At 34.5% G+C, this 2,445-nt stretch carries 1 protein-coding gene; it reads left to right on the plus strand.

All coding sequences use genetic code 11. The features are described from left to right. Positions 1-320 precede the first annotated feature (320 nt). Positions 321-1,280, plus strand: a complete 960-nt coding sequence (locus V2H77_RS00845; RefSeq protein WP_341497288.1) for a DMT family transporter — start codon at positions 321-323, stop codon at positions 1,278-1,280. Positions 1,281-2,445 lie beyond the last annotated feature (1,165 nt).

Consider the following 2,445-nt stretch of genomic DNA (forward strand, 5'->3'; position numbering starts at 1 on the left):
CGAAATCTATTGGGTATAAATCTTCTCACTAAATAGACCTGGTATATCCATATATCAACTACCAACAAAACCGGCTGTATTGCCAATATTAGCCCTATGGAAAAACAATAATCCTATGAAATATTTAACACACAAGCAATTAAAAATTATATAATTCAGGAAACTAAAATAACAAGCCAACAAAAACTTCATTATTAGATATATCATATGCATTATACTTCCTTCATTTATTCCCTCAACAAAGGAAAATGGTTAAACATCTGGAAATTATTGAGCTAACCTCTTAGCATGAGTCCATAAATTTATGAAACAGTACCCAAATGGCTATATTCACCAACCGTAAAATAACAGCCAATGCCTATGGACTCTCCTCTGGTGTCTTCTGGGGTCTAAGTGGCGTACTTTTCGCATTATTACTAAAAAACACCGCACTTTCCTGTTGCTTTTTCATTCCCATCGTACTCGCATTCCTAAATGATACGATTTCATGCGGATATATGTTTATATATCTTATAGTTAAAGGAAAATACCGAACTATATGCCTTATCCCCAAAAACAAGAAAAATGGAATAATTATACTGGCAGCTATATTTGGCGGCCCAATTGGCATGTCTTGTTATATTTTAGCTATTCAATACATTGGTATTAGCTACACAGCAACTATTTCAGCAACTTACCCTGCTATTGGCGCGCTAATTTCTTTTTTCCTGCTTAAAGATCGTATTCACCTTATCGGTATATTGGGATTAATACTAGCTGTTATATGTACCATGATACTAGGTTATTCAGCATCAACTCAGACAATATCTGGCTGGATAGGCTTTATTTTCGCTTTTATATGCGCACTAGGCTGGAGTTCCGAAGTTGTTATCAGCTCTTATGGCATGAATAAAGATATACCTGCTGATATCGCTTATTTCATCAGACAATTATCATCCTCCGTAGGCTATTTAATTATTATCATATTATTCGTTCACTCCTTTCCTGGAATTGTAAATATATTCTCAAATATAGAATTATACTCCTTATTATTCTTCACTTCTCTGGTAGCCACGCTATCGTACCTCTTCTACTACAAAGCAATCAGCATACTTCAACCCATCCGTGCTATGAGTTTAAACATCACTTATGCTATCTGGGCAGTAATTTTTGCTTGTTTGCTGGTAGATGAACCCGTCTCTATAAATCTATTACTCCTATGTGTAGGAGTTTCTTTAGGTTCATTCCTAACTGCTGTCAATCCACTGAATATCAAAAAACTAATTTTAACGCTTAAATAAGTGCGATTCTATTCGCAGCAAGTTTAAGTTCGTTTTAATGCTATCGTTAAAGAAAAACTCTAAAGCTCTACTAGCGATCAATAACATATTGCCAAATATTCTCGAACCTACACCAACCATTGCTCCTTCCCTGACTTTCAAACAACAATCACTACTGGATTTACCTATCATGGGTTGAAGGATGGGAACATAATTATCCCACCAATCACAATGCTAAATAAGCATGATGTCACAATTAATCTTTACTATCGGATGGATACCACGGAAATACTGCCACATCCCGAGGCGAGTGGAATAGAAGAAAACCTGTTGAAAAGCAAGGCATCATAGTATGTTTTGGTAAGATCTAACCACCATTCCATGAGCGGCAATACAGATTTCAGCTAACTGTATTCTACCAATTAGTTAAACAAGTTGGCTGTTAAGCTTGACCTAGATAAATTTACAGTCTAATCTCCCCTCAACTAGTTACAAAATCTTATCCCCCATTACTTTTTGTTAAGACAGACAAAAGTATTGGAAAATCAGTGCAATAGGTAAGATTTCCGAATATTACAGGCACTCTGGGAGCCAGAAACCTAGTGCGGTAGCTATATCTAATGATTCTTAAGATATCAATTCAGGCTTTTCATAATGTAAGAAAAACTAACTAAACAATCTCATTTAATGATTCTCGTAAAATTAACCCAGACTCAAAAATAACATAAATTATTTTATTAAATTTTTATTAAATTAATATGAAAAACACCATTTTAACTGAGAGTTCTGACACTAGATTATACCTATAGCTCTATAGCGACGAGCATATTTAACAATCTCTTCCCTGTATATGACAAACCAATCATTATCAGTACTGATGTTGACTAGAGACACAAGATATTCTTAACTTATTACAACTCCTTAAAACCAAATAAAGCTTCAAACGCCTTTTGAACAACAGAAATAACTTAGGAATTAGGAATAGTTAGTTACGAGACTTAGAACACACTTGAAGGATTAACCCAGATATTCACTAACCAAGAAAATAGCATGAAAGCCCCTGTCTATCACCGACCTAATGCACTTTAAAAATGCAAAAATATTAAAAAACAAGATGTTTCGTAATCTTTCCCTGAGTCGAATCCGAGTTTTCTGCTAAGATTCAAAAGGTTTGTCACTCAAAAAT

This window comes from Photorhabdus sp. P32 (assembly GCF_038085095.1).
In the GTDB taxonomy this organism is placed as follows: Bacteria; Pseudomonadota; Gammaproteobacteria; order Enterobacterales; family Enterobacteriaceae; genus Photorhabdus; species Photorhabdus luminescens.

Bases quoted from the DNA above. Each gene is read 5' to 3' on its own strand.
- V2H77_RS00845 (WP_341497288.1), top strand. From the start codon at position 321: ATGGCTATATTCACCAACCGTAAAATAACAGCCAATGCCTATGGACTC.